General features: G+C 66.8%; 5 protein-coding genes. 1 reads left to right on the top strand and 4 read right to left on the bottom strand.

Translation table 11 applies throughout. From position 1 onward, the window contains the following. Window positions 1-216 precede the first annotated feature (216 nt). Window positions 217-1,647, bottom strand: a complete 1,431-nt coding sequence (locus AC07NS_RS24705) for an amidohydrolase (protein ID WP_494607616.1) — start codon at window positions 1,645-1,647, stop codon at window positions 217-219. 533 nt (window positions 1,648-2,180) lie between these two features. On the opposite strand from AC07NS_RS24705, the gene AC07NS_RS24700 reads away from it, so the two are divergent. After that, window positions 2,181-4,985 carry a TonB-dependent receptor gene (locus AC07NS_RS24700; RefSeq protein WP_494607604.1) on the top strand — a complete coding sequence of 935 codons (2,805 nt, stop codon included), beginning with the start codon at window positions 2,181-2,183 and terminating at the stop codon, window positions 4,983-4,985. A gap of 150 nt (window positions 4,986-5,135) precedes the next feature. Here the strand turns inward: AC07NS_RS24700 and AC07NS_RS24695 are convergent, their stop codons facing one another. Genes AC07NS_RS24695 through AC07NS_RS24685 form a run of 3 tightly spaced genes read right to left on the bottom strand, consistent with a single transcriptional unit; the run spans window position 5,136 to window position 7,026 of the window. Beyond that, complete coding sequence (locus tag AC07NS_RS24695) at window positions 5,136-5,462, bottom strand: hypothetical protein (protein ID WP_494607602.1); 327 nt, start codon at window positions 5,460-5,462, stop codon at window positions 5,136-5,138. A 9-nt stretch (window positions 5,463-5,471) separates the two neighbouring features. After that, entirely contained in the window at window positions 5,472-6,500 is a 1,029-nt protein-coding gene (locus AC07NS_RS24690) for a FecR family protein (protein ID WP_494607600.1), read from the bottom strand. After that, on the bottom strand, window positions 6,463-7,026 hold the full coding sequence (locus tag AC07NS_RS24685; RefSeq protein ID WP_487289654.1) for an RNA polymerase sigma factor: 564 nt from the start codon (window positions 7,024-7,026) through the stop codon (window positions 6,463-6,465). Before AC07NS_RS24685 ends, AC07NS_RS24690 begins: the two co-directional genes overlap by 38 nt. Window positions 7,027-7,107: the final 81 nt, after the last annotated feature.

The raw sequence follows: 7,107 nt of genomic DNA, 5'->3' as shown, positions 1-7,107 counted from the left end.
CCCAACGAGCTGCGCCCGCCACCCATCAAGCTCGCGCTCGACACCTATCGCAATACACAGGGACCCAGGGGACTGGGTGCGGCGCTTGGGTTCACCGCCCCGGCGTAGGCCGGCGTCGGGCGGAGGCCCCTGGGTCCCGGCTCTCCGCTTCGCTTCGGCCGGGATGACGAGCTGTGAGTATAGGGGGAGCGGCGCAGCCGCTCCCGTCTTGCTAGATCACTCCGCCCCGCCGGCCTTGCGGTAGTCCAGCGGCGGCTTGCGATCCCCGACCATGGCCTTGTACTGGAAGCCGTCGCCGCGGCGGCTGTTCAGTTCGGCCTTGGCGTCGGCGATCAGCTTGGGGTTCATGAAGAGTTCGGCGCCGGTGATCGACAGGGTCTTGGCCGCCACGGCCGCGCCCTTGAGGCCGATCGAGTTGCCCGCCGCCGCCACGTTCTGCCAGCTGTGGCCGGCCGAGCCCGGCACGAAGGTCGCCGTCGACAGGCCCACGGTCGGGGTCACCCACGAGATGTCCGACACGTCGGTCGAGCCGCCGACGCCGCCCTTCATGTCGGCCGGGGCGTAGGGTTCGATCTTGCCCACCGAGGCCAGGTCGCCGCCGCCGTTGGTCAGGCTCTTGGCCAGCGTCTTGGCGAACTCGGTTTCTTCCGGAGTCCAGGTGATCCCGCCCACGCTGACCAGGCTGTCGTTCATCACCTTGCCCAGCACGTCGTTGGGCAGCAGGTTGTAGACGCCGCCGGTCTGCTCGAACTCCACCGTCGTCTCGGTGGCCATGGCCGCGCCCTGGGCCGCCTTCTTGACGCGGTCCATGACGCTGACCACGACCTTCGGGTCGCTGTTGCGGACGTAGTAATAGACCTCGGCGAAGTCAGGCACGACGTTGGGGGCCTTGCCCCCGTTGGTGATCACGTAGTGGATCCGCGTGCCGTCGGGGATGTGCTCGCGCATGAAGTTGGCGGCGGTGTCCAGCACCTCGACGCCGTCCAGCGCCGAGCGCCCGGCCCACGGCGCGCCCGAGGCGTGCGAGGACTTGCCGCGGAAGCGGAACTTGCCGCTGATATTGGCCATCGAGGTGCCCTGGCGGGCCGAGTTCTCGTTGCCCGGGTGCCAGTGCAGGGTCACGTCGACGTCGTCGAACAGGCCCTCGCGCACCATGTAGACCTTTCCCGAACCGCCTTCCTCGGCCGGCGTGCCGTAGACGCGGATCTCGCCCTGCACCTTGTTCTGGATCATCCACTGCTTGAGGGCGACCGCGCCGGCCACCGAGGCCGCGCCGAACAGGTTGTGGCCGCAGCCGTGGCCGTTGTCGGTGCCTTCACGCGGGGTCTTGGTCGGCACGGCGGCCTGCGACAGGCCCGGCAGGGCGTCGAACTCGGCCAGCACGGCGATCACCGGGCCCTTGCCCTGCTTGAAGCTGGCGACGAAGGCGGTCGGCTCGTCGGCCACGCCCGCCTTCACCTCGAAACCGGCGGCCTTCAGCTGGTCCTGCAGCACCAGCGTGCTCTTGGCCTCCAGATAGCCGAGCTCGGCGTAGTCCCAGATCTTCAGGGCCGCCTCGTTCATCTGCGGCGTATAGGCGTCGACGTTCGCCTTCAGCTGGGTCTTCTGGGCGGCGCTCAGCGGCGCGGCCATGGCGCTGCTCGCCATCAGCGCGCAAACCAAGCCTGCGGCGGCGGTCTTGAAGATCGAAGTCACGAAAAGCCTCCCTGAACGCGACGCGAACGGCGCCGCTGTCTACTTCCATGACGCAGGGTGGAGGCGGTTCCTCAACCGGGGAGGGGAAAAGTGGGCGAGGCGCGTCCCATCTCCGGTCGTCGCCGCCCCGGAGCCTGGGGCTTCCATCCCGTCGCGGCGCGTGCCGCAAGGTCAAGCGAGCCCCGGTTTGGGCACCATTTTGTCAGAGTATAGATTGCTGCCGCGCGCGTTTGCCAAACCGACGCTCTGCGCCGAAGTTTGAAACGCACACCCATCCGGAAAAGCCACGCTTCCCTTCCTCGTATGGGGTTTCGTGCACCTTCGTCCATGAACGTAATTTCGAAATCTTTTGAAATGTAAAATCCGCGTTTCAATTTTCGCATTGGTCATATCAATGGGATTGACCGGAAATGATTGCTCTGCACATTTAGTCGGACAAATGAAGCGACGAGGAAAATACCTCGCGCTCGACATGGGAGGGATTGATGAAGCGTATTGCCTTCATGCTGTCGGTCGCGCCGATGGCGCTTCTGGGCATGCCCGCGTTCGCGCAGACGACGGCCGCAACCGCAGCTACCGACACAGCCACCGATACGACGGAGACCTCGGCCGTCACCGAGGTCGTCGTGACCGGCCTTCGCCAGAGCATGCGCTCGGCCCAGACCATCAAGCGCACCTCGGACGCGATCCTCGACGCGGTCGTCGCCGAAGACATCGGCAAGCTTCCCGACAACACGGCCGCCGAGACCCTGGCCCGCATCTCCGGCGTGCAGGTCGAACGGTTCAGCGACGAGGCCAATCGCGTCCTGATCCGGGGTCTGCCCGACGTCGCCACCACCTATAACGGCCGCGAGATCTTCACCGCCGAACTGCGTCGCGTGCAGCTGCAGGACTTCCCGGCCCAGGCCCTGGCGGGGATCGAGATCTACAAGTCCGGCACCGCCGACATCGTCGAGCCGGGTCTGGCCGGCCTGATCAACGTCCGCACGCGTCGCCCCCTGGACTTCAAGGGCCGGTTCATCGGCGGCGGCGTGCGCATGACCTACAACGACCAGACCGAGAAGTTCGACCCGAACGGCAACATCCTGTTCTCGGACCGCTGGGACACCTCGATCGGCGAGATCGGCCTCCTGGCCAACGCCACCTACGCCCAGTCGCAGTACCGCAACGGCGTGCGCTACAACAATCAGTGGATCCGCCAGGTCAGCCCGGCCTCCAGCGTCTCGCCGGCCAGCGTCGGCAACAGCTTCTACTACCCCCACTCGGTGGGTCTCTATAACGACGGCGGCAAGCGCTACCGGCCCTCGGCGAACGTCGCCCTCCAGTGGAAGCCGAACGACAGGCTCGAGATCTATTTCGACGGGATCTACCAAGGCTATCGCGGCCGGCAGGCGACCGACAACCTGGACGTCAATCTTCGCGACTGGGACTCCAGCGTCCTGCAAGACCCGACCCTGACGAACGTCACGCTGGTTCCGGGGACCACCGACCAGGCGGCCGGTTTCACCAAGACCGGCGGCGTCGCGCCCCAGGCCTATCGCTCGACCGGCGCCGATCACACCAACACCTATCAGGGCGCGGTCGGCGCCGTCTGGCGCGGCGATCGCCTGACCCTGTCGACCGATCTCGCCTACGAGGACAGCGAGTACGAGGCCCGCAACTGGAGCCTGGACAGCGCCTTCACCACCGCGCCGACCGTGATCGTCAAGTTCAACGAGAAGGACGGCGCGGCGTTCGACCTCACCGGTTTCGACGCCGCCAACCCGGCCAACTACTACTGGCGCGGCTATTACGAGCGCCACTACATCGCCAAGGGCAGCGGGGTCCAATGGCGCGGCGACGCGGTGTTCGACACCCGCCTGTCGTTCCTGCCCGAGGTCAAGTTCGGACTGCGCTACACCGATCGCGACGCCTCGCTGATCCAGGGCTCGCGCTACGCCTGGGTGCTGCCGCTGAAGATCGCGCTGTCCAGTCTGCCGGTGGGCCAACTGGAAATGATCGAGGATCCGTTCCGCGGCTCCTCACAGGGCTTCACCCAGTATCTGATGCCGACCCGCGAGGGGATCGCGGCGAACGCCGCCGCACTGCGGCAACGCTCGATCGAGGCCCTGCAGCAGCTGATCGCGCTCTATCCCAACGACCAGAGCTACAAGGACAACCTGACAGCCTTCAGCAGCCCGGACGTGCCCCTCGACCAGGGCGGCGCCTTCAGCGCCACCGAACAGAGCTACGCAGGGTATGTCCAGGCCAAGTACGCCTTCGACGTGGGGTCGATCGCGTTCGACGGGGTGGCCGGCGTCCGGGTGGTTCAGACGGTCGGCGAATATTCCGGCGTCTCGCGCGTCTCGGCCAATGGCGTCGTCAGCCTGATCCCCAGGACGATCGAGCAGAACTACACGGACGTGCTGCCGAACATCAGCCTGCGGATCCGGCCGCTCGACAAGGTGCAGTTGCGCCTGGGTTATACCGAGACCCGCACCCGCGTCGATTTCGGCGCGCTCAATCCAGCCCTCAACGTCACGCAGGTCGTCCGCGACCCCAACGAGCCCGTCGATCCCAACGCGCCGGTGCAACCCAACGCCTACGGCTCGGGCGGAAATCCCGACCTCGTGCCGCTCACCTCCAAGAACTACGACATCAGCGCCGAGTACTATTTCTCCAGCGCGGGCAGCATCACCGTCGCCGGCTTCTATCGCGACCTCTTCGGGTTCACGAGCAACTACACCAGCCGGGTCCAGGATCCGGTCTATGGCCTGATCGAGATCAGCCGTCCGGAAAACTCCGGGGCGGGCAAGATCAAGGGTTTCGAGGTCAACGCCCAGACCTTCCTGGACTTCCTGCCCGAGGCCTTCAAGGGCTTCGGCGTCCAGGGCAATGTCACCTATATCGACGGTAAGAACCAGTTCCCCCAGACGCTCGGCGCCGATGCGGCCTACGTCAAGATCACGGGCCTTTCCAAATGGACCTACAACGCCGCGCTGTTCTATGAGCGCAACGGCGTGACGGGGCGGATCTCCTACAATCGACGCTCGCCCTGGGTCAGCTACTACCGTCAGGCGACCGACGGTTCGCAGTACACCGGCGTCGGGGTGCGGGCGACGTCCCGTCTCGATGCGTCCTTGAGCTACGACATTTCCAAGCAACTGACCGTCAGCCTCGACGTCAGCAACCTGCTGGCCAAGCCGTTCGAGAACTACAACAACTACTCGCCCGATCGGACCTATCCGGTCGATGTCCGCTACGAGGGCCGCTACTACGGCCTGGGCCTGCGCTTCCGCTTCGGCGAGTGACAACGGTGCGGGCCGGCGGCTGGGAGGCTGCTGGCCCAACTCGCCTTCGTTGGGTACGCGCCACTGATGAAGACGTCCGAACCCTTGCTCAGGGAGCAGGGCCCAAGGCGACCGGGGACGTGGATCATGATCGGTGGAGCGGCTGCGGTTTTAGCGGCGCGCTTGGTTGAGATAGACCGTCGTGACGCCTGTTGACGAGCGACGTGCGGCGCCCGTGCTGGCGTTGATGATCAAGACTTCCTCGGTGGGCTCGCCCGCCCGCCACTCCCGCTGGACCACCCAGTCGCCCTCGTCGAGCCCGACCGTGAGCTTGCGGTCTCGCAGGTCCAGGTCGCTCCAGGTCGCTTTGGCGATCGCTATGGCCTGGGCTTCCGACCGCACGACATAGCTATCCGCGGGGGTCTCCTGCGCCGGAGCTTGGGCCTGCGGCGCACAACCCGCGATCAGGGCGACGAGCCAGAGCCAGCCGGGCTTCATCCGATCCTCTTACGGCGCGACGAGGACGATCTCGCCGCCTTCGCCCGTCTTCACCTTGGCCGCGCCGTAGGCGCTCAGCGCATCGACGAAGCCGCCGACGTCGCCGGTCTTGAAGCGGCCGCTCATCGGGGTGGCGGCCACGCGCGACGAGGCGATGCGGATCTTGCGCTCGGAATAGCGGTTCAGTTCGCCGACGATCTCCGACAGCGGCTGGTTGTCGAAGGTCAGGCTGCCCTGGCGCCAGCTGGTCAGGGCCGAGACGTCGGCGGCGGCCACCGCCCAGGTCGCGCCCGAGCGTTGCTCAAGGCGCGAGCCCGGCAGCAGATCGACGCTGTTGTGGGCCACCGGGTCGGCGACGCGGATCTTGCCTTCCAGCAGGCTGACCGACCAGACGCCCGGATCGATGCGCACATTGAACGCGGTGCCCAGCGCCGTGACCGTGCGGCCCTGCGCGGTGACCACGAACGGGCGCTGCGGGTTCTTGGCCACCTGGAAGAAGGCCTCGCCGCGATCGAGCGTCAGGCCGCGCCGCTGGCCCCATTCGGTGACGCGCAGCACGGTGTCGGTCGACAGGGTGGCGACCGAGCCGTCGGCCAGGGTGATGCTCTTCTGCTGGCCCACGCCGGTGCGATAGACGACCTGGGCCGTCTGGGCCGGGGCGACGGCGGGGGCGTCATGGTTCGACGGCGCCGTGGCCAGCCACAGGGCCGTGCCGAAGCCGCCGGCCATGACCATGCCGGCGATCGCCGCGGCCCAGCGCATCTGCGGGCGGGCGCGGCGCGCGCGGGCGTCGGCCGCCAGCTCGGCCTTCAGCGAGGCGCGGGCGGCCAGCATCTCGGGTTCGTCCGACAGCGCGCCGATGCGCGACCAGGCGTCGGCGGCGGAGTCGAAGGCGTCCTTATGGGTCGGATCGGCCTTCAGCCAGGAATCGAAGTCACGCCGCAGGGTGAGGTCGTTCGGCCGATTGTGCAGGCGCGCGACCCATTCCGCGGCGTCCGGTTCACCGGAAGAAGCCAGGTTTGGGGCGGTGTGGCGCATCGTGTTCCTGCAGACGGCTCGTCAGGTGCTTGAGAGCCTTGGCGACGTGTTTCTCGACCGCGCTGACTGAGAGTCCCAGTTGAGCGGCCGCCGCCTTGTAACTCATGCCTTCAAAACGCACGAGCATGAATGCAGCGCGTGTCCTTAAGGGAAGATCACCAAGGGCCGCGGCGGCGACGGCGGCCGCCTGCTTGGCCTGAAGGATCCGGTCGGGCGACAGTTCGTCGAGCGGGTGGTGGATCTCCTCCAGCTCGCAGTGGGCCTGGCGCTTGCGCACGGTGTCGCGGCGGCGGCGGTCGAGCAGGACGTTGGTGGCGGTCTGGAAGATGAAGCTGCCGAGGTTCGACACTTCGCCGCCGTCACGGCGGTTATGCAGTCGGAGAAGAACCTCCTGGACGAGGTCGTCGACCTCGCCGCCTTCCACCCTTCGGCGGAAGAAAGCTCTCAGGGCCTGCTGGTAGGGCAGGGAAGCTTGGGCCAGGCCCTCGCTCCCTCGCGCTCCAGCGGCCAGATTCGCCAGCGCCATACGTCGTCCCCGACACAACGAGTCTTTTTTGTTGCGATCATTCGTCAGCAGCGTGACGAGCGGGTCAACCCACGTTCTCGC

Source organism: Caulobacter sp. GW821-FHT10A10 (assembly GCF_059415745.1).
The sequence above is the reverse complement of the archived record's forward strand: the minus strand, read 5'-3'. Positions and strand labels throughout refer to the sequence as shown.

Bases quoted from the DNA above. Each gene is read 5' to 3' on its own strand.
- AC07NS_RS24685 (WP_487289654.1), bottom strand. From the start codon at position 7,026: ATGGCGCTGGCGAATCTGGCCGCTGGAGCGCGAGGGAGCGAGGGCCTG.
- AC07NS_RS24700 (WP_494607604.1), top strand. From the start codon at position 2,181: ATGAAGCGTATTGCCTTCATGCTGTCGGTCGCGCCGATGGCGCTTCTG.
- AC07NS_RS24690 (WP_494607600.1), bottom strand. From the start codon at position 6,500: ATGCGCCACACCGCCCCAAACCTGGCTTCTTCCGGTGAACCGGACGCC.
- AC07NS_RS24695 (WP_494607602.1), bottom strand. From the start codon at position 5,462: ATGAAGCCCGGCTGGCTCTGGCTCGTCGCCCTGATCGCGGGTTGTGCG.
- AC07NS_RS24705 (WP_494607616.1), bottom strand. From the start codon at position 1,647: ATGGCGAGCAGCGCCATGGCCGCGCCGCTGAGCGCCGCCCAGAAGACC.